23 protein-coding genes are annotated in these 21868 nt (G+C 71.1%); 6 read left to right on the forward strand and 17 right to left on the reverse strand.

The features are described 5' to 3' along the window. The first annotated feature begins 18 nt into the window (after positions 1 to 18). Entirely contained in the window at positions 19 to 888 is an 870-nt protein-coding gene (locus ABD907_RS03895) for a 1,4-dihydroxy-2-naphthoate polyprenyltransferase (RefSeq protein ID WP_345215161.1), read from the forward strand. Here ABD907_RS03895 and ABD907_RS03900 read toward each other — a convergent pair. After that, a complete protein-coding gene (locus ABD907_RS03900; protein ID WP_345215162.1) occupies positions 775 to 1323 on the reverse strand; it encodes a DUF4229 domain-containing protein in 549 nt (182 codons plus the stop codon). The two genes, ABD907_RS03895 and ABD907_RS03900, sit on opposite strands and share 114 nt — an antisense overlap. An 11-nt stretch (positions 1324 to 1334) precedes the next feature. Here ABD907_RS03900 and ABD907_RS03905 point away from each other — a divergent pair, with 11 nt between their 5' ends. After that, positions 1335 to 1742: a PLD nuclease N-terminal domain-containing protein gene (locus ABD907_RS03905; RefSeq protein ID WP_345215163.1), complete on the forward strand. Its 408-nt coding sequence runs from the start codon at positions 1335 to 1337 to the stop codon at positions 1740 to 1742. 3 nt (positions 1743 to 1745) lie between these two features. Here ABD907_RS03905 and ccsB read toward each other — a convergent pair whose 3' ends face one another. The 6 genes from ccsB to ABD907_RS03935 all read right to left on the reverse strand — a co-directional run bounded on the left by ccsB (position 1746) and on the right by ABD907_RS03935 (position 7142). After that, a complete protein-coding gene (gene ccsB / locus ABD907_RS03910; protein ID WP_345215164.1) occupies positions 1746 to 2732 on the reverse strand; it encodes a c-type cytochrome biogenesis protein CcsB in 987 nt (328 codons plus the stop codon). Continuing rightward, entirely contained in the window at positions 2729 to 4459 is a 1731-nt protein-coding gene (gene resB / locus ABD907_RS03915) for a cytochrome c biogenesis protein ResB (protein WP_345215165.1), read from the reverse strand. Before resB ends, ccsB begins: the two co-directional genes overlap by 4 nt. Before the next feature lie 3 nt (positions 4460 to 4462). After that, positions 4463 to 5254 (reverse strand): cytochrome c biogenesis CcdA family protein, encoded by a 792-nt coding sequence (locus ABD907_RS03920; RefSeq protein ID WP_486334046.1) that lies wholly within the window; start codon positions 5252 to 5254, stop codon positions 4463 to 4465. A gap of 6 nt (positions 5255 to 5260) precedes the next feature. Then, on the reverse strand, positions 5261 to 5833 hold the full coding sequence (locus tag ABD907_RS03925; RefSeq protein WP_345215166.1) for a TlpA family protein disulfide reductase: 573 nt from the start codon (positions 5831 to 5833) through the stop codon (positions 5261 to 5263). Between the two features lie 11 nt (positions 5834 to 5844). Then, positions 5845 to 6588 carry a histidine phosphatase family protein gene (locus ABD907_RS03930; RefSeq protein WP_345215167.1) on the reverse strand — a complete coding sequence of 248 codons (744 nt, stop codon included), beginning with the start codon at positions 6586 to 6588 and terminating at the stop codon, positions 5845 to 5847. A gap of 62 nt (positions 6589 to 6650) precedes the next feature. Continuing rightward, a complete protein-coding gene (locus ABD907_RS03935) occupies positions 6651 to 7142 on the reverse strand; it encodes a MarR family winged helix-turn-helix transcriptional regulator (RefSeq protein WP_345215168.1) in 492 nt (163 codons plus the stop codon). A 197-nt stretch (positions 7143 to 7339) separates the two neighbouring features. Here ABD907_RS03935 and ABD907_RS03940 point away from each other — a divergent pair, with 197 nt between their 5' ends. Further along, the gene (locus tag ABD907_RS03940) at positions 7340 to 7915 is read left to right on the forward strand and encodes a YceI family protein (protein ID WP_345215169.1); all 576 of its coding nucleotides are present in this window, start codon (positions 7340 to 7342) and stop codon (positions 7913 to 7915) included. A 114-nt stretch (positions 7916 to 8029) separates the two neighbouring features. Here the strand turns inward: ABD907_RS03940 and ABD907_RS03945 are convergent, their stop codons facing one another. From ABD907_RS03945 to ABD907_RS03960, 4 genes are all read right to left on the reverse strand, one after another. Beyond that, positions 8030 to 8290 carry a glutaredoxin family protein gene (locus tag ABD907_RS03945; RefSeq protein WP_345215170.1) on the reverse strand — a complete coding sequence of 87 codons (261 nt, stop codon included), beginning with the start codon at positions 8288 to 8290 and terminating at the stop codon, positions 8030 to 8032. A gap of 165 nt (positions 8291 to 8455) precedes the next feature. After that, positions 8456 to 8554 (reverse strand): 30S ribosomal protein bS22, encoded by a 99-nt coding sequence (locus tag ABD907_RS03950; RefSeq protein ID WP_005504750.1) that lies wholly within the window; start codon positions 8552 to 8554, stop codon positions 8456 to 8458. A 96-nt stretch (positions 8555 to 8650) separates the two neighbouring features. Next, positions 8651 to 8860: a helix-turn-helix domain-containing protein gene (locus ABD907_RS03955; RefSeq protein WP_345215171.1), complete on the reverse strand. Its 210-nt coding sequence runs from the start codon at positions 8858 to 8860 to the stop codon at positions 8651 to 8653. A 133-nt stretch (positions 8861 to 8993) separates the two neighbouring features. Then, entirely contained in the window at positions 8994 to 10172 is a 1179-nt protein-coding gene (locus ABD907_RS03960; RefSeq protein WP_345215172.1) for an acetoin utilization protein AcuC, read from the reverse strand. A 122-nt stretch (positions 10173 to 10294) separates the two neighbouring features. On the opposite strand from ABD907_RS03960, the gene ABD907_RS03965 reads away from it, so the two are divergent. Together ABD907_RS03965 and ABD907_RS03970 are read left to right on the forward strand one after the other, a co-directional pair. Continuing rightward, positions 10295 to 11713, forward strand: coding sequence for a TrkH family potassium uptake protein (locus ABD907_RS03965; protein ID WP_345215173.1), 1419 nt, complete (start codon positions 10295 to 10297; stop codon positions 11711 to 11713). A 38-nt stretch (positions 11714 to 11751) separates the two neighbouring features. Further along, a complete protein-coding gene (locus ABD907_RS03970; RefSeq protein WP_345215174.1) occupies positions 11752 to 12420 on the forward strand; it encodes a potassium channel family protein in 669 nt (222 codons plus the stop codon). An 11-nt stretch (positions 12421 to 12431) separates the two neighbouring features. Here ABD907_RS03970 and ABD907_RS03975 read toward each other — a convergent pair whose 3' ends face one another. From ABD907_RS03975 to xylA, 3 genes are all read right to left on the reverse strand, one after another. Beyond that, the gene (locus ABD907_RS03975; RefSeq protein ID WP_345215175.1) at positions 12432 to 13457 is read right to left on the reverse strand and encodes a LacI family DNA-binding transcriptional regulator; all 1026 of its coding nucleotides are present in this window, start codon (positions 13455 to 13457) and stop codon (positions 12432 to 12434) included. A gap of 196 nt (positions 13458 to 13653) precedes the next feature. Further along, on the reverse strand, positions 13654 to 15078 hold the full coding sequence (xylB, locus tag ABD907_RS03980) for a xylulokinase (RefSeq protein WP_345215176.1): 1425 nt from the start codon (positions 15076 to 15078) through the stop codon (positions 13654 to 13656). A gap of 83 nt (positions 15079 to 15161) precedes the next feature. Then, positions 15162 to 16343, reverse strand: a complete 1182-nt coding sequence (gene xylA, locus ABD907_RS03985; protein WP_345215177.1) for a xylose isomerase — start codon at positions 16341 to 16343, stop codon at positions 15162 to 15164. A gap of 95 nt (positions 16344 to 16438) precedes the next feature. On the opposite strand from xylA, the gene ABD907_RS03990 reads away from it, so the two are divergent. Then, on the forward strand, positions 16439 to 17710 hold the full coding sequence (locus ABD907_RS03990; protein WP_345215178.1) for an ROK family transcriptional regulator: 1272 nt from the start codon (positions 16439 to 16441) through the stop codon (positions 17708 to 17710). Between the two features lie 104 nt (positions 17711 to 17814). Here ABD907_RS03990 and ABD907_RS03995 read toward each other — a convergent pair whose 3' ends face one another. From ABD907_RS03995 to mmsA, 3 genes are all read right to left on the reverse strand, one after another. Then, on the reverse strand, positions 17815 to 18969 hold the full coding sequence (locus tag ABD907_RS03995) for an acyl-CoA dehydrogenase family protein (protein ID WP_345215179.1): 1155 nt from the start codon (positions 18967 to 18969) through the stop codon (positions 17815 to 17817). Positions 18970 to 19092: 123 nt separating this feature from the next. After that, complete coding sequence (gene mmsB, locus ABD907_RS04000) at positions 19093 to 20274, reverse strand: multiple monosaccharide ABC transporter permease (RefSeq protein WP_345215180.1); 1182 nt, start codon at positions 20272 to 20274, stop codon at positions 19093 to 19095. A gap of 3 nt (positions 20275 to 20277) precedes the next feature. After that, entirely contained in the window at positions 20278 to 21807 is a 1530-nt protein-coding gene (gene mmsA / locus ABD907_RS04005) for a multiple monosaccharide ABC transporter ATP-binding protein (RefSeq protein WP_345215181.1), read from the reverse strand. Positions 21808 to 21868: the final 61 nt, after the last annotated feature.

A 21868-nucleotide genomic window follows, 5' to 3' on the forward strand; every position in this document is an offset into this window, starting at 1 on the left:
GTGAACTGCCGGAGCAGCATGGCCACCGTGTCCGACTGGTTGGAAGGTGCGCGCCTGCGCACCCTGCCGGCCGCACTCTCACCGGTCCTCCTCGGCACCGGCGCCGCCCTCGGTGCCGGTGAGGCGTCCGCCGTGCGGGCCCTGCTCGCCGCGGGCGTGGCACTCGCCCTGCAGGTCGGAGTCAACTACGCGAACGACTACTCCGACGGCGTCCGGGGCACCGACGACGTGCGCACCGGGCCGCCGCGGCTCACCGGCGGTGGCATCGCCGAGCCGGCGGCGGTCAAGCGGGCCGCGTTCCTCGCCTTCGGTGTCGGTGCGGTGCTGGGCCTGGTGCTCGTGGCCCTGTCCGGGTCGTGGTGGCTGCTGTCTCTCGGCGCGCTGGCCGTCGCGGCCGCGTGGTTCTACACCGGCGGCAAGCACCCGTACGGCTACCTCGGGCTCGGCGAGGTCGGTGTCTTCGTCTTCTTCGGGCTCGTGGCGACGCTGGGCACGGTCTGGACGCAGGCGCACGCGCTGCCGTGGACCGTCTGGGTGGGGGCGAGCGGCCTCGGCCTGCTCACCTGCGCGGTCCTGATGGTCAACAACGTGCGGGACATCCCGACCGACGCACGGGCCGGCAAGCGCACCCTCGCCGTCCGGCTCGGTGACCGCCGCGCCCGGCTGACCTACGTGGGGATGCTGGTGGCGCCGCTGGTCCTGGGGGCCGCCTGCGCGGTCGTCAACCGGTGGTCGCTGCTGGTCCTGCTCCTGGTGCCCTGGGTGGTGCGCTTCTCACGGGTGGTCCTTCGCGGTGCCACGGGGCGGGAGCTCATCGTCGTCCTCCGGGACACGGGACTCCTCGGCCTCGGCTACGGAATCCTGCTCGGCGTCGGCCTCGCGACCTGAGCCGACCTGGGACTCTGCACCCGGCGCGGGCTGCGAGCCGCTCTCGTTCGAGCCGCTCTCGCGCGTGGAGCTCCGCGCTGCCGCGTCGACGGCAGCGTCCTCGTACGCGGCGTCGGCCTCGACCTCGTCGGAGAACACCGGGCGCTTCTCACGCAACGGGTCGTACTCGGCGAGCACCTCGGCCGCCCCAGCATGCTGGCGGCGCAGCACGAGGAAGGATACGAGCGCGCCGACGACGATGGCCGTCACCCACAGCAGCCAGGCACGCATGCCGAGCAGGTACAGCACACCGGCGCACGCCAGCACGATGGCGACGCGGAGGACCGTGTAGAAGAGCAGGCGCACGCCCCCAGCGTAGGCGTCCGAGCACGGCTCCCGGTCCGGTGACTCCACGTCGTGCCGGTCTTCGTCCCGCGCGGCGTTCTCCGGCGACATACCCTGAGGAGATGATCCGCCTCTTGCCCGTCATCCTGATATTCGCGATGGTCGTCTACGCGCTCATCGACTGCTCGCGGACACCGGACGACGAGATGCCCGCGGGACTACCGAAGGTCCTCTGGATCATCCTCATCGTCCTCGTCCCGGCCGTCGGTGCGCTCGCCTGGATCATCGTCAGCCGGGTGTCGCGGTCCAAAGCCCAGACCACCACCGACCGCCGGCCCGGCGTGTGGAGCGCCCCCACCGACCGGAAGCCGATACGCCGGAGCGGGCCGGTCGCCCCGGACGACGACCCGGAGTTCCTCAACCGCCTCGAGCGGGAACGGCGGCGGGCGGAGCGCGAGCGGCAGGCCCGCGAGCGTCGCGACGACGGGACGGACCCCGAGGCCTCCCAGGGCGGCACCGCCGCCGGCTGAGAGTCAGCCCAAGCCGCTGTAGGAGTGCAGGCCGTTGAACACCAGGTTCACCAGGAAGTAGTTCGCCAGCACGCACGCGAAGCCGAAGATCGACAGGTAGGCGGCGCGGCGGCCTTCCCACCCGCGGGTGGCGCGCGAGTGCAGGTACGCGGCATAGACCACCCACACGACGAACGACCAGGTCTCCTTCGGGTCCCAGCCCCAAGGGCGCCCCCAGGCGTGCTCCGCCCAGATCGCGCCGGCGACGACGGTGAACGTCCACAGCATGAAGCCGACGGCGTTGAGCCGGAACGCCAGGCGCTCGAGCTCCGCCGAGCTCGGCATCGACTCGACCAGCTTCGACATGCGGCGCGGCGCGGGAGGGCCCGACGACGGCGCCTGCTTCGCCGGCGCACCGGCGCCGACCAGTTCGGGCGCGCGCTCGGCCGCCCTCTCGGTCTCGTGCGCCGCCTCCCGCAGCTCGCCACGCTCCCGGACGAGCTGGAGGCTCGACAGGATCGCCGCGACCGTGAGGACACCCGTCGCGATGGTGGCGATCGAGACGTGGATGACGAGCCAGTAGCTGTCCAGGGCCGGCTGGACGCCGTCGGCGCGGACGAAGAGGACCGAGACGGCGACCCCGAGCAGCAGCAGCACCGGTCCGATGACGAAGGTGCCCAGGAACCGCAGGTCGCGGCCGCGCTGGAGGCCCAGGAAGACCCCGACCGCAATCAGCGTGGCGAGGATCGAGAACTCGTACATGTTCGCCCACGGCACCCGCTCGGCCGCGATGCCCCGTGTGACGACCCCGGCGAGGTGCAGCAGGATGCCGACCCGGGTGGTCGACATGGCGATCCCCACGGCCTTGCGCCGGCGTTCGACCGGACGGCGTTCGACCGGCCGACGGTCACGCAGGCCGGACAGGTCGACGGCGAACGCGACGAGCGCCACCATGTAGGCCGCCATGGCTCCGTAGACGAGGAGCGTGCTGAGCTGGCCGAAGTCGGTCATTGGGGGCTTCCTTCCTCCGCTCCCACCTCGTGGGCGTGCGTCGAACTATTGTGCACCGGGGTCCCGGCGGCCTCCACCACCCGCTCGAGATCACGGGCAAGTCCGGGATCGTCTCCGCGGGCGAGGGCGGCAGAGGTGAGCAGGGTGCCGCCACCTGCGTCCTGGTCGCGGGGTTCGAGCCGGACCCACAGCCGCCGCCGCGGCACGAACAGCGAGCCGAAGAGACCGAGCATCGCGGCCACGGCGGAGCCGAGCAGGTAGGGCAGCGACGGGTCGTAGCGCAGGTCGAGCGCCGCGAACCGCGGCAGCCCCTCCCACGTGACCGACCCGAGGCCCTCGGGCAGCTGGACCGTCTCCCCCGGCTCGATGAACAGGGTGACCGGCTGCTGGCCGTTCTCGGCCGACCCGGGCGAACCGTCGGCGGACTCCTCGTAGACCTGGCGCATGTCGTCGGTGTCGAGCACGTAGACGTTCTGCGGCACTCCGTCGTCGAGCCCGAGATCGCCGGCGTGCAGGGTGAGCACCAGCAGCGGGGCGTTCGGCTGGGGGTGGACCGAGCGGGCGCCGGAGCCGTCGGGCTCGACCACGGCCGTCGGGAGCAGTGCCCCGGTCAGGCCGAGCTGCTCCTGCCCGGCGGTGACGTCGGGGACCTTGACGACGCCGCGGGAGGTGTAGACCGAGTCCTCCGGCAGGAAGGGCACGGCGCCGGAGAAGGCCACCTCACCGGCGCCGTCGCGCACCGTCAGCCTGGGGGCGTACCCGTTGCCGGAGAGATAGACGTTCGCGCCCCCGGCGTTCATGGGGTGGTTGACCTCGATCCGCTCCTGGCGCGTGCCGCCGTCGGGTTCGGTGACCGTGACGTCGGCGGCGAACTCCCGAGCCTGGGCGTCGACCGTGAACTCGGAGCTGAAGTCCCCGAGGGTGAAGGTGAACGGCTCGAGGTCGGCCGGGTCGAAGAAGGTGCCCGGCTCGAACGAGTCGTACTCGAGCACGGAGTTCGCGAAGGACTCCCCCTCGACGACGACCGCCTGGCCGCGGTAGCTGTACAGCTGCCCGGCGGCCATCGCGAGCAGGATCCCGACCAGGGAGAGGTGGAAGACGATGTTGCCGGTCTCGCGCAGGTAGCCGCGTTCGGCCGTGATACCGCTCGGGGTGCTCGCGGCCCGGTAGCGGCCCTTCAGGCTCCGCAGGACGGCGTCCTCGACCGTCTCTGGGTCCTCCTCCAGTGTCCGCTCCGCGCGCACCGGGAAGCGGTCGAACCGGCTCGGCACCCGTGGTGGCCGGGCACGCATGGCACGCCAGTGCACCGCGACGCGCGGGACGATGCAGCCGATGAGCGAGGCGAACAGCAAGAGGTATATCGCCGCGAACCACGGAGAGCCGTAGACGTCGAAGAACCCGAGGCGCTCCAGCCACGGCGCCAGCGACGGGTGGTCCGCCCGGTACTCGGCGACGGCGGGGGGGTCGGTGGGGGCCTGCGGGAAGAACGAGCCGGGCAGGGCGGCGACGGCGAGCAGCAGGAGGAGCATGAGCGCGACCCGCATGCTGGTCAGCTGTCGCCACATCCACCGCAGCCAGCCGATCGCGCCGAGGCGCGGCTGGTTCGGGCGGGTCGGTGGGCCGCCCCGGACCGCTCCGCCGGCGGGCAGCCGTTCGGCCTGTCCCGCCTTGGAGCTGAGGTTCGTGGGGTCCGATCGGTCGGTCCGCTCCGACTGCACTCTGGACACGGATCACACCACCGTCTCGAAGCCGCTGATGAGTCCCTGCAGGTAGCGCGAGAACGTACCCCACAGGCCCGTCACGAGGGCCAGGCCGAGCAGGACCAGCAGGCCGCCGCCGAGCTTCTGGATGGCGCGCCGACGGCGACTCAGGAACGTGAGGACTCGCGTGGAGCGGGAGAACAACATGGCCAGCACCACGAACGGGACGCCGAGACCCAGACAGTAGGCGACGGCGAGCGCCACACCGCGGGCCGGGTCGGCGCCGCCGAAAGACAGGCTGAGGACGGCGGCGAGGGTGGGACCGATGCAGGGCGCCCAGCCCAGACCGAAGACCACACCGAGGAGCGGTGCGCCGAGCAGGCCGGCACGCGGGGCCAGGTGCGGCCGGCGCTCGGCCTGCAGGAACGGCACGTAGCCCACGAAGGCCAGGCCCAGCAGGATCACCACGACGCCGAGGACCGGCAGCACGACGTCCATCCACTGCTGCAGGGCCACGCCGGCGAGCGAGAAGGCGACGCCGAGCAGCACGAAGACGGCGGAGAAGCCGAGAACGAAGAGCAGCACGCCGGTCAGGAGCCGGCCGTTAGCGCGGCCGCGGCTGCCGGCGGCCGCAGCACCGGCGCCTGTCGTCCCGGAGGACCCGGCCATGCCGCCGAGGTAGCCGACATAGCCGGGCAGCAGCGGCAGCACGCACGGCGAGGCGAAGGAGACCAGTCCGGCGACCGCGGCCACGGGCAGGGCCGCGAGCATCGAGCCGTCCAGCACCGTGCGCTGGAAGGTCTCGGCGAGCTGGTCCCACACGGCGGGTCAGGCCTCCTCGGCGAGCACGTCGTCGATCAGGCCGCGCAGGACGGAGGGGTCGGCCTGGCCGAGGACGCGCGCGGCGACTCGTCCCTCGTCGTCGAGCACCACGGTCGAGGGCATCGCCTGCAGCGGCACCACGCCCTCCAGTGCAGCGACGGCCCGGGCGCCCTGGTCGTGCAGGGAGGGGTACGGGACCGAGAAGGTGCGCTCGAACGCCTGGGCGGTCCTGGCTTCGTCCCGCGGGTTGACGCCGAGCACGTGTACGCCCTCGCCCGTGTAGTCCTCGTGGATCTTCTTGAGGTCGGGAGCCTCCGCCCGGCACGGTGGGCAGGCGGCGTACCAGAAGTTGAGCACGACGACGTCCCCCCGCCAGTCCGCGAGGTTCACCTCGTCTCCGGCGTACGTGGTCCCGGTGTGCTCGACCGGCTCTCCGCGCTCGTCGGGCGCCCACGTCTTGAAGGACCCGTCACCGGCCTCGTACCCGGCATCGACGGCACCGCCGGCCTGCCCGCTCCCTCCCGGTGCGCACCCGGCCAGCACGGCGACGACGGTGAGCGCCGCCGCGGCGACCCGCACGGCGGCTCCTCTCACGCCGTCGTCCCGTCCTTCTCGGAGAGGTCTGGGGTGGCGGCCTCGGCGTCGTCCGCGACCGTGGAGGTCGCGGTCGCCGGAAGCTCTGCCGGAGAGGTGCCCGGCACCATGTCCCAGGCACCGACCAGCAGGTCGGCCGCCGGCTCCCAGTAGCGCACGTCGACGAGGCGGCGCCCGTCGAAGGTCAGCGAGGTCAGGGAGGCCAACGAGCACTCGCGTCGACGGGGGTCGTGGGCGAGCGGCTTGCCCTGGAGGTGGCGCCGGGTGACCCAGATGGGGAGCTGATGGCTGACGAGGACGGCCTCACCGCCGGCGACCTCGTCCAGGACCGCGACGACGGCATCCCTGAGGCGGCGCACCTGGGTTCGGTACGGCTCGCCCCAGCTCGGCCGCACCGGGTTGGTGTAGGCCAGCCAGTGACGGGGACGGGCGAGCTCCCAGCGGTTCACGTTCACCGCGGTGCCCTCGAAGTGGTTGTCCGCCTCGATCAGGCGTGGGTCGGTCCGCACGGCCAGCCCGTACGCTCGCGCCGTCGCCTCGGCGGTCTGCTGCGCGCGCTGCAGCGGCGAGGCGACGACCGCGCGCACGTCGTGCCCACCGTCGTGCAGGGTCTCGGCCACCCTGGACGCCATCTGGTGACCACGTTCCGAGAGCCGGTAGCCGGAGAGCCGTCCGTACAGGATGCCGTCGGGGTTGTGGACCTCGCCGTGGCGCATGAGGTGGACCGTGGTGCGGTGCATGGTCCCAGTGTCGCAAACCGCGGGTCCGCGCCGGTGCCGGGAGAAGGAGGATGTGAGACCGTTCACGCTCCGTCGGGCGGACCGACAAGATCCTCGTCGGCGATCGTGGCCATGATCTCGCCCAGCTGACGCAGCTGCTCGGGGCTCAGCCGGTCCACCAGACGCTCGCGCACCGATGCCACGTGCGTCGGCGCCGCGTCCTCCAGCCGGGCGAAGCCCTCGTCGGTCAGGATCGCGTTGATGCCCCGCCGGTCCTCAGCACACGGTCGGCGCGCGACCAGACCGGCCGTCTCCAGCCGGCGGACCAGGTGCGTGAGCCGCGAGCGTGAGTGCACCAGCTCCTCGGCGAGCACGGACATGCGCATCGTCCGGCTCTCCGCCTCGGAGAGGCGCACGAGGACCTCGTACTCGCTGAGGGAGAGACCCACGGCGGTCTCGAGGTCTCGGTTCAGGTGTTCCTGCAGGCTGGCGTTCCCGCGCAGGTAGTTGCGCCAGTCGCGCTGCTGGTCGGCGTCGAGCCACCGAACGCCCTGCTCATCCGCCTCGGTCGGCATGGTCCTCCTCCACTCGCGGGGTCGACACGACAGCGCCGCTGCCGATCACGAAAAACCTGCTGCCGATCATGCTCGCTCCTACGTGTCCCGGGTCACGATCCGGCCGACCTCTTGCACGGCACCGCTGACCGGGGGATATAGTTTAACCGTCAACTACTTCGCCCGCCGGTCCGGCGGGCACTCGTCAGGAGGTTTCCGTGGCCGACATTCCCCCAGGCACGTACGTCATCGACCCGGCGCACACCGAGATCGGCTTCTCGGTCCGTCACGCCGGCATCTCCAAGGTGCGCGGCAAGTTCGAGAAGTTCACCGGCACGCTCCAGGTGAACGACGACCTGGCCAGCTCCGCCGTGAACGTCACCATCGACGCGGCCTCCGTCAGCACCGGTGACCCGAACCGCGACGGCCACCTCCGCTCGGCCGACTTCTGGGACGCCGAGAACAAGCCGGAGTGGACGTTCGTCTCCACCGGCGTGACCGGCGACGGCGAGGAGCTCACCGTCGCCGGCGACCTGACCATCAACGGCGTCACCCGACCGGTCGAGCTGGCCGCCGAGTTCAACGGCGCAGCCGTGGACCCCTTCGGCTCCCGGCGGATCGGCTTCAGCGCCACCACGGTCGTCAACCGCAAGGACTTCGACCTGACCTGGAACGCCGCGCTGGAGACCGGCGGCATCCTGGTCGGCGAGAAGGTGACCATCAACCTCGAGATCGAGGCGACCCCGCAGGCCTCCGACGCGCGGGAGTCGGCCGAGGCCGAGGCCCACGCCTGACCCCAGGCCAGAGCAGCACCAACGCACAGCACGACGGCGGCACCAACCTGGTGCCGCCGTCGTGCTGTGCGTGGCGCTTGTCGCTTGCCTGCGGCGTTTCTCGCTCAGGGCGCCTCAACCGGTCAGGGCCGCTCGAACCCGGTCGCCCTCGATGCGCCAGTACCCCTGCTGCACGCCGTCGACGGTGACCACGGGCACGAGCTCGCCGTAACGCTCACGGAGGTCGTCGTCGGTGTCGACGTCGACCTCGACGTACCCCTCGCCCGTCTCCGCACTCACTCGCTCGAGGACGTCGCGCGCACGGGCGCACAGGTGGCACCCGTCACGTCCGTAGAGGACGACACGAGCCTCCGGCGGTGCGGCGGGATTCTCCATACGCCCGAGCCTACGCGCGACCTGGGCCGCGGGAAGCGCGACCGAGGTGCAGACCCCCGGCACGCGGCTGCTGAACTCCGCGCCCGGGCCGGGAGGTGGCCGGATACGACGAAGGCCCAGCGCACCGGCCGGGCCTGACGTCTGCGCGCCGCTAGGGCGCGACGCTCACTTCTTGTTGCGACGCTGGTGACGCGTCTTGCGAAGCAGCTTGCGATGCTTCTTCTTCGACATGCGCTTGCGGCGCTTCTTGATGACAGAGCCCACTGGGCACCTCGCTGGATCGACGGAACGAACACGAGCGCGCGACCAGCACGGCCGCGCGCGGAACTTCAGAAGTCTACCTGTCGGCCGCGGGGCGCACTAACGGGCCTCCGCACCCCACTCGTCGCCCAGGCCCTCGGAGATGAGTTTCTCCACGGCGGCCTCCGGCACGCGGAAGGACCTCCCCATGCGCACGGCCGGCAGGTCACCGGAGTGCACCATGCGGTACACCGTCATCTTCGAGACCCGCATCAGCTGGGCGACCTCGGCGACGGTGAGAAACCGCGGCGTTCCCAGCTGCTCAGCCATCTCCACCGTTCTCCTCGTTGCCGCTCATGCTCTGGCGGCCCGGACGCATGATGCAATATAGGGGTAAAGACGCACATTCCGAAATGGCTGACGCCGATCGACGGCCTCTGTCGCCCGCTCCGGGCACCGTACGTCAGTCTGGCATCGGGTCCAGACCGTGCCACGGGAAGACCGCCTGACGGGTCGCCATGATGGCCCGGTCCACCGGGTCGTCCGGGTTGTACCCGTCGGCGAACCGGGCGAACTCCGACGTTCCGCCGTCGGACATCGTGGCCGGCACATCGACGTTCGCGACCTCCAGCACCGCACGACGCCATGCCTCCGGAATCGGCGTCTCGGGGTCGATCGGATGGCCTGCCACGACGGCGGCCAGGTGGGTCCACACTCGTGGGACCACGCCGACGACATCGTAGCCGCCGCCGCCGGTGGCCAGCCAACGGCCGCCGGCGTGCGCGTCGGCGAGCTCGGACATCAGCAGGGCGGCACGGCGCTGGGCATCGATCGAGACCTCGAGCTCGGTGAGTGGGTCGTTGCCGTGGCAGTCGCAACCGTGCTGGGTGACGAGGACGTCGGGCCGGTGGTGCTCCACCAGAGGCGCGGCCACCGCCTCGACCGCACGCAGCCAGTCGGCGTCCGAGGTGCCGGCCGGTAGCGCCACGTTGACGGCACTTCCACGGGCAGAGCTGCCGCCGACGTCGTGGGGGTAACCCGTCCCCGGGAACAGCGTGCCGGGGTGCTGGTGGACCGACACCGTCAGCACCCGCGGGTCGTCCCAGAACGCGCGCTCGACACCGTCGCCGTGGTGAGCGTCGTGGTCCACATAGGCGATTCGGGCGGCCCCCGCCTCGAGCAGCCAGGCGATGGCGGCGGCCACGTCGTTGTACACGCAGAAGCCGGACGCCTTCGCCGCCATGGCGTGGTGCAGCCCGCCGGCCAGGCTGAACGCACGTCCGGGTGCCTCCTCCCAGACGGCTCGCGCGGCGGTGAGCGTCGAGCCGACGATCCGGGCGGAGGCGGTGTGCACCTCGGCGAACAGCGGGTTGTCCGGCGTCCCGAGCCCGATTTCCTCGGCCGCCACGCCGTCCTCCCCGGCGGCGCGCACGGCCTCGACGTAGTCGCTGGTGTGGACACGGTGCAGGTCCCGGTCCTCGGCCACCGGTGCGGGGCGGACCTCCACGTCCGGCAGGTCGAACACCCCCATGGCGCGCAGGAGCTCCACGGTCAGCATGAGTCGCACCGGAGCCATCGGGTGTCCGGCGCCGAAGTCGTAGCCGACGAGCTCGTCGGACCAGACGATCGAGGTGCGCACCATGCCGCCCAACAGTAGTGGCGACCCACCCCCTGGCCGTCCACCCGTCCGGCGGGCGCTGTGCCAGAGTGGGCACCGACCTGCGGGCCGTGAACGGCCGCGGGTCCACGACATCAGGAGGGGTGGTGGCTCAGGCACCGGCGACGCGGGTCCGCACCGGCACCTCCGGCGTGCTCCGGAGACTCCGGAACTGGATCGACGACGTCGCCCGCAGGTCCCCCGCGCGCCTCACGCTGCTCGTCTTCGCCGCCATCATCGCCGTCGTCACCGCTCTGCTCTCACTGCCGATCGCAACCGCCGCCAACGAGCGCGCCCCGTTCGCCGACGCGCTCTTCAACGCCGTCTCCGCGGTGTGCGTGACCGGACTCGTGACGGTGGACACCGCGACCTACTGGTCGTTCTTCGGCCAGGTGGTGCTCCTCGTCGCCATCAAGATCGGCGGCCTGGGCGTGATGACGCTCGCGTCGATCCTCGGCCTCGCCGTCTCGCGGCGCATCGGGCTGACGCAGAAAATGCTGGCGGCGTCCGAGACGAAGACCAGCGGGCTCGGCGAGGTGGGCACGCTGGTCCGCGCCGTCATCATCGCCTCGCTGTGCATCGAGGCCGTGCTCACCATCGTGCTGGTGCCGCGGTTCCTCGCGCTCGGCGAGTCGATCGGCGACGCGCTGTGGCACGGGATCTTCATGTCGTTGAGCATCTTCAACAACGCCGGCTTCGTGAACCTCGAGTACGGCCTCGGGCCGTTCGTCGGTGACTGGTGGTTCTGCCTGCCGCTCATCATCGGCACGGCGATCGGAGCGATCGGGTTCCCGATCATCCTGGATGTCGCCCGCAGCCTCCGGTCCCGGCGCCGGCGCCGGCCCTGGAGGGAGTGGACGCTGCACACCAAGCTCAGCATCAGCACCTACCTGATCCTTGCGGTCGGCACCGTGGCGATCTTTGCGGCCTTCGAGTGGTCGAACCCGGGCACACTCGGCCCGCTGGCGATCCACGAGCGTGTGTTGGCGAGCCTGGTCCAGGGGGTCAACCCGCGGTCCTCGGGCCTCGCCACGCTGGACGTGGGCGAGATGCGGGAGGGGACATGGTTCTTGAACGATGCGCTGATGTTCGTCGGCGGTGGGTCTGCCTCCACGGCCGGCGGCATCAAGGTCTCCACCTTCGCCATACTCGTGCTGGCCATCGTCGCCGAGGCGCGCGGCGACCGGGACATCGAGGCGTTCGGCCGACGCATCGGTTCGACGACCGTCCGCCTCGCCGTCTCGGTGGCCTTCCTCGGCGCGACGCTGGTCGGGATCGGCACGTTCCTGATGCTCGCCGTCACGCAGTTCAGCCTGAGCCAGGTGCTCTTCGAGGTCATCTCGGCGGCGGCGACGGTCGGGCTGAGCACCGGAATCACCCCGGACCTTCCCGATCCGGCGAAGTACATCCTGAGCGCGCTGATGTTCTTCGGACGCACCGGGTACATGGCGATCGCCGCTGCCCTGGCACTGCGGCAACGACGGCGAGTCATCCGTATGCCCAACGAGCGCCCCATCGTCGGCTAAGGCCGGGGCACCGACAAGGAGAGAGATGATGGACAGCCATGAGTGAGGACCGGATCTCCCGCGACACGGAGGTACTGGTCGTCGGCCTGGGCCGTTTCGGCTCCGCGCTCGCGGCGACGCTCGAGCGGCTGGGCCGGGAAGTGCTCGCCGTCGAAACTGACGAGTATCTGGTGCAGCAGTGGTCGCACCGGTTGCCGGTGATCGAGGCCGACGCCACCAACCCCGAGGCGCTCGAGCAGCTGGGCGCCGAGGACTTCCAGGTGGCGGTGGTCGGCGTCGGCACGTCGCTCGAGGCCTCGGTGCTGATCACGGCGAACCTCGTCGACCTCGAGGTCCCGCAGATCTGGGCCAAGGCGGTCAGCGCCGAGCACGGCCGCATCTTGCGCCGCATCGGCGCCCACCACGTCGTCTATCCGGAGTACGACGCCGGTGCCCGGGTCGCGCACATGGTCTCCGGCCGGATGCTGGACTACATCGAGATGGAGGACGGCTTCACCATCGTCAAGATGCGGCCGCCGCGCGAGACGCACGGCTTCACGCTCGGCGAGTCGAAGATCCGGGAGAAGTACGGCGTCGCGGTGATCGGCGTCAAGCCGCCCGGCGAGCCGTTCGAGTACGCGACCGACTCCACGCACATCGGTGCCGACGACCTGCTCATCGTCAGCGGGGACACGAACCTGCTGGAGGCGTTCGCGCACCGTCCCTGAGCCTCGGGCCGTCAGGCGCGCCCCGGCGGCGCCGTCGAGGCTCGCACCACGAGCGAGGTAGCCAGCTCGAAGTGGTGTGTCTCCGGGCGGTTGCCCTGCGCGAGCTCGAGAAGCGTCCGCATGGCGAGCCTGCCCATCTCGGTCATCGGCTGGCGCACCGTGGTCAGCTGCGGCGACGTCCACTCGGCGGAGTAGGTGTCGTCGAAACCGACGATGGAGAGGTCGTCGGGAAGCCGGAGCCCTCGCCGGCGTGCTGCCTCCATCACGCCGAGCGCCGAGGCGTCGCAGCCGGCGACGATCGCCGTCGGCGGCTCGGGCAGACGAAGCAGCTGGTCGGCCATCCGGATCCCGTCCTCGTAGGCGAAGCCCGTCCGGAGGACGAGCTCGTCCTGCCGCGGGACACCACGGCTGCCCAGGGCAGCGAGGTGGCCGTACTGGCGCTGCTCGGCCGGGCGGGACGCGGGCGGCCCGCCGGCGAAGCCGATGCGGCGGTGGCCGAGCTCGAGCAGATGCTCCGTCGCTTGCATGCCCCCCGACCAGTTGGTGCCGCTGACGCTGACCAGCTCGTCGGTGGTGGTCGGGTCGATGCTGACCGGGTCGATGGCGACGAGCCCGAGGCCTGCGTCGGCGCAGGAGCGGACCTGCTGCGGGGTCATCGCGGTCGTCACGACGATGAGTCCGCGATGCCCACGCGCGGCGAGCGAGCGGAACCACGCCGGGCTCAGCGCGCCCGGGCCGTTGCCGCTCGGCAGGTGGCTGACGACGGCATCCACACCCTGCTCGAGACCGGCCGTGACGACGCCGGCGAGGACCTGCGCGGAGTAGAGGTTGACGAAGGCGTCGAACAGGACTGTCACGGTCGGCGCCTGGGTCCGGCGGCCCGTCGTCGGCATGTATCCGAGCGCGGCGATGACCCCCTGGACACGCTCACGCGTCTGACCACCGACGTCGTCGCGACCGTTGACGACCTTGGAGACGGTCGCCTTCGAGACTCCTGCCTGCCGTGCGACGACCTCGAGGGTCGGTCTGGTGCTCATGCCTCACCCCTGGCGCCCTGAAAGGATTTCGCAATCTTCTCGTCAACGATGGCGGCATGCACCCCAAGACCGAACTCTTCGTGGCACCCTCGGTCCGCCCGGCCGGGACGACGACCTCCCGGACACCGGCGCCGGTGAACCGGCGGCATGGCGCTGCTGTCCGCGGTGCCGCTGCGGTTCGCGGCGCCCGCCGGCCTCAGGCCCGGTCGGCCACCAGGTGACGCCGGTCGGCGTACCGCCCCCGAACCTCGGGCGTGGGTTCGGCCTCGACGGTGCGGACCTCGGAGGTCTGCCACGTCGGCGGCTCGGGCTCACCCGAGAGCACCCACGCGGCCTGGCGCGCGCCGCCGTCGGCCACGTACTCCCCCGGCTCGGGGACCTGGATCTCTCGGCCGAGGATCGCGGGCGCGATCCGCTGGACCGCCGCCGACCGCGCGGCCCCGCCGATCAGCTGGATCCGCTCGACCGGCACGCCCAGCGACTCGACGGCCGCAAGCCCGTCCGCCTGACCGCAGAGCAGTCCCTCGACGGCGGCGCGGGCGAGGTTCTCCCGCGTCATCGAGGCCACCGACATGCCGAGCAGGGAACCGGTCGCGTTGGGCAGGTTCGGGGTGCGCTCGCCCTCGAGGTACGGCACGAGGGTCAACCCGCCGGCACCCGGATCGCCGGCCAGCGCGAGCTCGGCCAGCCCGGCGTGGTCGACGCCGAGGAGCTGCGCCGTCGCGTCCAGCACCCGCGACCCGTTGAGGGTCACGGCGAGCGGCAGGAACGCGCCGGTCGCGTCCGCGAACCCGTTGACGGTGCCGCTCGGGTCGTCCACCGGCTCCGGCGCGATGGCGGAGACGACGCCGGAGGTGCCGATGGAGATGGCCACGTCACCACGGCGCATGCCCAGACCCAGGGCGGCGGCCGCGTTGTCCCCGGCGCCGGGGCCGAGCACGAGGTGGGAGAGCCCGGCGGACGGGTCGCCGATGCCGGCCGTCTGGCTCGGTGCGAGCACCCGGGGGAGCACGATGCCGTCGGCGTCGCGCCGCAGCGCCATGCCCAGCAGATCCCGCCGGTAGCTGCCCCGGGCGGGGTCGAAGTAGCCCGTCCCGGAGGCGTCCGAGCGGTCCGTGGAGAGTGTCTCCAGAGACTGTGCCCCGGTCAGCTTCCAGGTGAGCCAGTCGTGCGGCAGCGCGACGGCGGCCACCCGGGCTGCGGCGTCGGGCTCGTTGTCGGCGAGCCACCGCAGCTTGGTGACGGTGAGCGAGGCGACCAGCACGGATCCCGTGGCTCGTGACCACTCGCCCGGACCGCCCAGCTCCGCGATGAGGTCCTCGGCCGCCCCTGCGCTGCGGGTGTCGTTCCAGAGCAGTGCCGGCCGGATGACCTCGCCGTCGGCGTCGAGGGCGACCATGCCGTGCTGCTGGCCGCCCACGGAGACCGCGGCGACATCGTCCAGACCGCCCGCGGCGGAGACGGCCGCCTGGAGCGCGTCCCACCAGGCGGCCGGCTCGACCTCGGTGCCGTCGGGGTGCGGCGCCTGGCCGAAGCGGCGCAGGGCGCCCGTCTCGGCGTCGCGGATCACGACCTTGCAGGATTGGGTCGAGGAGTCGATCCCCGCCACCAGAGTCGTCATTGCTCTCCTTGGATCGGGCCGAACCTGCAGAACTGGCTGTAGCCAGCGACCAATTCTGCAGGTTCGGTGCAGCGGATCGGGGCTCAGCCGGCCAGGTGCGCCATCGCGAGCTGGTTCAGACGCACGAACCCGTACTCCCGCTCGGCCGCGGCGTCGGCGTCGAAGTCCTCGAAGGCGCTGCGGTCCGCGAGCAGGTCCTCGACGGACTCGCCGCTGCCCAGGGTCGGCTGGGAGAGCTCCAGCACGCCGGCGCTCTCGAACGCGGCCTGCACCTCGGGGTCGGCGCGGTAGGCCTTGGCCTTCTCGGCGAGCAGGAGGTACATCTCCATGTTCGCCCTGGCGGAGTCCCACACGCCCTGCATGCCCTCGGTGCGCGACGGCTTGTAGTCGAAGTGGCGCGGGCCCTCGTACGTGGGTCCGCCGCCCGGGAAGCCGTTCTCGAGCAGGTCCACGGTGAAGAACGCCGAGAGCAGATCGCCGTGACCGAAGACCAGGTCCTGGTCGTACTTGATGGACCGCTGGCCGTTGAGGTCGATGTGGAAGAGCTTGCCCGACCACAGCGCCTGGGCGATGCCGTGCGTGTAGTTCAGGCCCGCCATCTGCTCGTGGCCGGTCTCGGGGTTGAGGCCGACGATGTCGCCGTGCTCGAGCTGGGCGATGAAGCCGAGGGCATGGCCGACGGTGGGCAGGAGGATGTCGCCGCGAGGTTCGTTGGGCTTGGGCTCGAGCCCGATCTTCAGGTCGTAGCCACGGTCCTTGATGTAGGCGGCGACGGTGTCGATGCCCTCGCGGTAGCGGTCGAGGGCGGCGTTGACGTCCTTGGCGCCGTCGTACTCGCTGCCCTCACGGCCGCCCCACATGACGAACGTGCTCGCGCCGACCTCGGCCGCGAGGTCGACGTTGCGCAGGAGCTTGCGGAGCCCGAAGCGGCGCACCGACCGGTCGTTGGAGGTGAGCGCACCGTCCTTGAACACCGGGTGGCTGAAGGTGTTGGTGGTGACCATCTCGATGACGAGGCCCGCGTCGTCGACGGCCTTGCGGAAGGTGCGGAGGATCTCCTCGCGCTTGGCGTCGTCCGAGCCGAAGGGCACGACGTCGTCGTCGTGGAAGGTCACGCCCCACGCGCCGGCCTCCGCCAGCTTGCCGACGTACTCCCACGGGTCGAGCTCGGGCCGGCTCGCATCGCCGAACTGGTCGCGGGCGGTCCAGCCCACGGTCCAGAGGCCGAACGAGAAGCGGTCTTCGGGGGAGGGCTTGCGCACCATGGGTGGGCTCCGTTCCTACATCTCTTCGTCGAGCAGACGTCCGACATTTGTTGTCCTGTGAAACTTACGGCCATGCGCGGAGTAGGGTCAAGCGCGTGAGCCGATCAGTGCGCCGGAGCGCCGGACCACCGCTCGAGCGCCGCGCCGACCGGGGCGCCGCGCGGCAGTCGTCGCTGCGCGAGCACAACCTCGCCGTGGTGTGCCGGACGGTCTTCGCGAGCCCGGTCCCGCTCTCCCGCGCCCGGCTCGCCGCGGAGACCGGCATGACCAGGTCCACCGTCTCCCGGCTCACCGAAGAGTTGGTTCGGGCCGGTCTGATCACCGAGCGCGACGCCGACGACAGCGGCCGTCCCGGGCGGCCCGCCGTACCGCTCGCCCCGGCATCCGGGTCCGTCGCCGGGCTCGGACTGCACGTCAACGTCGACTACATGGCGGGCCGGGTCACGGACCTGACCGGCGGGGTGATCGCGGAGGAGCACGTCACCGGGGACTTCGAGGAGTCGGATGCCGCCGAGGTGCTCGGTCGGGCCGGCGAGCTGGCCGCGCGGCTGGTACGGCGCTCGGAGCTGGCCGGCGCACGGGTGGCGCGCGCCTGCCTCGGGCTGCCCGGGCTGGTGGACGCCGACGCCGGGCGGCTCCTCCTCGCCCCGAACCTCGGCTGGCAGGACGTCGTGCCCCGTGCGCTCATGGGCGAGGACGCACTGCCTGCCGGGGTCGAGCTGGACGTGGACAACGACGCGCACATCGCCGCCTACGGGATCGCCCACGCCGCCCCGGGCCGGGTGGCCGAACGCAGCACCTTCGTCTATGTGGCCGGGGACATCGGCGTCGGTGCGGCGATCGTCAGCGCCGGCCGGGTGGTGGGCGGCCAGCACGGCTGGGCCGGTGAGATCGGGCACGTCAGCATCGAGCCGGGCGGCCCCTCCTGCCACTGCGGCGCACGGGGCTGCCTCGAGGCGTACGCGGGCAAGCACGCGGTCATGAGCGCCGCCGGGCTGCCGGCCACGGCGTCGTCCGCAGCTCTGCGGGCTGCCCTGGAGGGCGGCGAGCCGGCCGCACGTGCCGCCGTCGAGCGGGCCGCGTGGGCGCTGGGGATCGCGCTGGCCTCCACGGTGAACATCGTCGATGCCGACGAGATCGTCCTCGGCACCGGTTTCGTGCCCTTCGTCGACGAGCTCCGGCCCGCGATCGAGGAGCAGCTCGCCGTCCGCACGCTGGCGGGGCCGTGGTCCTCGGTGGCTCTCCGGGCGGCTCTCCCGGACCCGGCACCGGCCGCCACCGGCGGCGCCCTGCGCGCGCTCGAGGCCGTCATCGCCGACCCGGCGTCCTGGATCGGGAAGCCCGCATCGGCCACCGCAGCCGTCTGACGCCCGTGACCCCGGACGCCCTGCGGCACGCGCACTCGTAGCCGGCACTGATGGCCAAGCGTCGCTGGTGGACGTGCGTCAGACGCTCGAGCGGGGCAGGGCCGTCAACTCTCCTTCGGCGTGACCGGTCCGAGGAGCGCGTTCGCCCAGGCACCGTGCACGGACTCGTCGTCGCTCGGGTGGAACAGGCCGGCGAGGACGTCCCGATAGAGCCGTGAGAGCTCGTTGCTGTTGGAGTACATACCACCGCCGGAGACCCGCACCGCCTTGGTCACCACGTCGAGCGCGACCTCGGTGGCCCGCGACTTCACCGCCGAGAAGCGCGGCAGGGTGAAGGGGCCGACCTCGAATCCGGCGTCCACCTCGCGGGCACGCGCCACCAGCTGCGGACGCACCGAGTCGAGCTGGATCGCGGCGTCGGCGAGACGCCACCGGATGTCCGGGTCGTCGGAGTAGGGCGCACCGCCGTTCTTCAGGCTGGTCCGCTTCCGCACGGTCTCGGTGGCCAGCTCGATCGCGCGCTCGGCCACGCCGGTGTAGACGGCGGCGAGGAGCGTCTCGAACGCGGAGAAGATGCCGACGACGAACGGGTCCGCCGTCGGGCCCGGCGGGATGCGGCGCACCACCCGGTCGGCAGGGGCGTGGGCACCGTCGAGCTTGGTGCCCAAAGAGTGGGAGGCGCGCATGCCGAGGACGTCCCACTCGCCCACCTGCTCGGTGCCCTCGCGAGTCACGAAGCCCCAGACGTTGAGCGGGCCGTCTGCGCCCTCGGCGCCGGAGGCGTCCGTGCCGAACGTCCCGAGCCGGGTCCACACCGGCGCCAGGGACGTGAAGATCTTCAGTCCGTGGAAGGTGTAGCCGCCTACGCCGTCGGGCCGTGCCTCGCTCACCGAGGCGAAAAGCACGAGGTCGTTGCCCGGCTCGGAGACGCCGAAGGCGAAGATCTCACCGGCGGCCGCCTCGCGCAGGACGAAGTCGCACGAGTCGTCACCGGTCGCCCGGACGAAGTTCGCGACGGCGACCCACACGTGATGCATGTTGACCGCGAGCGCCGTGGCCGGAGCAGCCGCCGCGAGCCGCGCCTGCTCGCGGGTCATCTCCTCCAGCGTCAGACCGGCGCCGCCGAGCTCCGTGGGCACCATGGCGGCGAGGTAGCCGGCGGCGCGCAGGTCTTCGAGGTCCTCGTGCGGGAAGGTGTTCTCGGCGTCGTGGCGGGCGGCGCGGGAACGGATCGTGGCCAGCAGGTCATCGGTGAGCATGCCAGGCAGAACCGCGCACCTGCGTCGGCCATTCCCACGCGCAGAACGGCCCAGAGCGGACACAAGCGCCGAGGGCAGCCGTATGAACGACTGCTCTCGGCGCAGATGCCTGCTCTCGGCGGGTCAGCGGGTCGCCTGCGCCCGACGCTTGTTGTAGACGTCGAAGGCGACGGCGAGGACGAGCACCACGCCGCGGACCACGGCCTGTATCGACTGCGGAACCCCCATGATCTGCATGCCGTTGGCCATGACCGCCATGATGAGACCACCGACGATCGCGCCTGTGACCCGGCCGACACCTCCGGTGACGGCGGCGCCGCCGATGAAGGCCGCGGCGATCGCGTCGAGCTCGAACATCTCGCCCGCGCCTGGTTGCGCACCGTTGGAGCGCGACGAGTAGACGACGCCGGCTAGGGAGGCGAGCACGCCCATGTTGACGAAGAGGAAGAAGTTCACCCGCTTCGTGTTCACGCCGCTGAGCTGTGCGGCGGAGAGGTTGCCTCCGATGGCGTAGATGTGCCGCCCGAAGACACTCCTCCGGGTGACGGCACCGTAGATCAGCACCAGCGCGGCGAGAATGATCAGCACGATCGGCAGGCCGCGACTGAACGCCAGCTGCCGGGCGAACGCCATGACGACGGCCCCGACGAGGAGGATCTTCAGGGCGAACAGCAGCAGCGACTCGACCGGCTGGTTGTACTCGAGCTTGCGCGCACGCGAGCGCCAGGACTGCACCGCGTAGCCGGCGACGGCGAAGGCGCCGATGAAGAGGGTGAAGGCGTCGAAGCCCTGGCCACCCAGCAAGCCGTTGAGGAACCCGCCGGCGATCTGCTGGTAGGCGTCCGGGAACGGCGAGATGGAGATGTTGTCGAGGACCTCCAGCGTCAGGCCACGGAAGATCAGCATGCCGGCCAGCGTCACGATGAACGCCGGGATCCCGACGTAGGCGACCCAGAAGCCCTGCCAGACGCCGACCAGGACTCCGGTGCCGAGAGCCGCCAGGACGCCCACCCACCAGGGCAGCCCCTGCTGGATGACCAGGACCGCCGAGACGGCACCGCTGAGCGCGACGACGGAGCCGACGGAGAGGTCGATGTGGCCCCCGACGATCACCATCAGCATGCCGATGGCCAGGATCAGGATGTAGGAGTACTGGAGGATCAGGTTCGTCACGTTGTTCGGGGCGAGCAGGGTGCCGCCCGTGAGGACCGTGAAGAGGCCGACGATGACGACGAACGCGATGAAGATGCCGCTCTGACGCATGTTTCGCTTGAGGAGCTCGATGAGGTTCGAGGTGCCGGTCATGGCTTAGTCCTTCTCTTTGGTCATGAGTTCCATGAGGCGCTCCTGCGTCGCATCCTCGGCGTCCACCTCGCCGGTGATCCGACCGGCGGAGAGGGAGTAGATGCGGTCGCAGATCCCCAGAAGCTCGGGCAGCTCGGAGGAGATGATGAGGACGGCCTTGCCGGCGTCCGCCAGCTCGTTGATGATCGAGTAGATCTCGAACTTGGCCCCCACGTCGATGCCGCGGGTCGGCTCGTCGAGTATCAGCAGATCGGGCTCCGTGTAGAGCCACTTGCTGAGCACGACCTTCTGCTGGTTCCCGCCGGAGAGCTGGCCGACCACCGACAGGACCGACGGCGTCTTGATGTTCAGGTCCTGGCGATACTTCTCCGCGACGGCGATCTCGCGGTTGTCGTCGACCCAGCCGCCGCGGGACAGCTTGTGCAGGCCGGCCGAGGCGACGTTTCGCCGGACGTCCTCGATGAGGTTGAGGCCGTACTGCTTGCGGTCCTCGGTGGCGTAGGCGATGCCGTGTTCGATCGCCTCGGCGACCGAACGCGTCTTGACCTCCTTGCCGTGCATGAACACACGGCCCTTGATGTCGCGGCCGTAAGCCTGGCCGAAGATCGACATCGCCAGCTCGGTGCGGCCGGCACCCATGAGCCCGGCGATGCCGACGATCTCGCCGGCTCGGACGGACAGGTTGGCTCCCTCGACGACGACGCGTCCCGGCTGCGTGGGGTGCATGACCGTCCAGTCCTCGACCCGGAAGACCTCCTCCCCCGGCCGGGAGACGTGCTCCGGGTAGAGGTTGTCGATGTCCCGGCCCACCATGCCTCGAATCATGCGGGCGGTGTTCGCCTCGGGAGAGCTCATCTCGAGCGTCTCGATGGTGGCGCCGTCGCGAAGGATGGTGGTCGAGTCGGCGATCGAGGCGAGCTCCGCGAGCTTGTGCGAGATCATGATGCAGGTGACGCCGCGCTCACGGAGCTGACGGATCAGGCCGAGCAGATGCTCGGCGTCCTGGTCGTTCAGCGCCGCTGTCGGCTCGTCGAGGATGAGCAGGCGGACGTCCTTCGACAGGGCCTTGGCGATCTCGACCAGCTGCTGCTTGCCGACGCCGAGGGTCCCGACGTGCGTGGTCGGGTTCTCGTCGAGCCCGACCTGCTGCAGCAGGTCGCCCGCCCGGGCGTTCGTCTCGTGCCAGTCGATGAACCCGGACTTCGCCTGCTCGTTGCCGAGGAAGATGTTCTCGGCGATGGACAGGTGCGACACCAGCGCGAGCTCCTGGTGGATGATGACGATGCCGCGCGCCTCGGAGTCGTTGATCGAGCCGAACCTGACGGGCTCACCCTCGAACAGGATCTCGCCCTCGTACGTGCCCGCGGGGTACACGCCGGAGAGGACCTTCATGAGGGTCGACTTCCCGGCGCCGTTCTCGCCGCAGATGGCGTGGATCTCGCCGCGCCGGACGGTCAGCGAGACGTCCTGGAGCGCGGTGACTCCGGGAAACCTCTTGGTGATGGAACGCATCTCCAGGATGTGATCGCTCATGGGTCCTCCTCACGGACCGGTGCATGTGGGCGGGTCCTGCGCGCCCGCACGCACCTCGTGG

The organism is Georgenia halophila, from assembly GCF_039541595.1.